Genomic DNA, 369 nt, shown 5'->3' with positions numbered 1-369 from the left:
TGAACGTTCTTCCCCAGAAATGAGAGGTTGAACAAGCCTCCATGGCGAGAAATGTTCCGGGCTGCGTCCGCCGTATGTTTAGGCTCCAGTCCTACCATTCTGGCGAACTGACGCGTCTGATGAGAACGATAAGCTGAACCGTTGTCTGTCAGCCACTCCACGGGGGAGTTTCGCTGTCATATCCACCGGTACTGGCCGCCCAGTGCAGGGCTTTACAATCGCAGCAGTCCAGCGCGAACGTTACCCGCAGTTTTTCACCGTTATCACAGCGGAACCCGAAGCCGTCAGAGCACCACCGCTGGTTACTTTTCCCGACGAACACTTTCCCTGTATGCGCCCGTTTCGAGGGCGGTATTGCCGGTTTACGCC

General features: G+C 56.4%; 1 pseudogene. It reads right to left on the bottom strand.

Annotated features, from left to right (window positions below):
• Nucleotides 1-68: 68 nt before the first annotated feature.
• Nucleotides 69-369, bottom strand: a pseudogene (locus tag IAE50_RS25750) (DDE-type integrase/transposase/recombinase); the annotation flags it as partial.

This window comes from Kosakonia sp. S42, from assembly GCF_016624785.1.
In the GTDB taxonomy this organism is placed as follows: Bacteria; Pseudomonadota; Gammaproteobacteria; order Enterobacterales; family Enterobacteriaceae; genus Kosakonia; species Kosakonia cowanii.
Note: the sequence above shows the minus strand (reverse complement) of the source record. Positions and strands in the feature narration are given on the sequence as shown.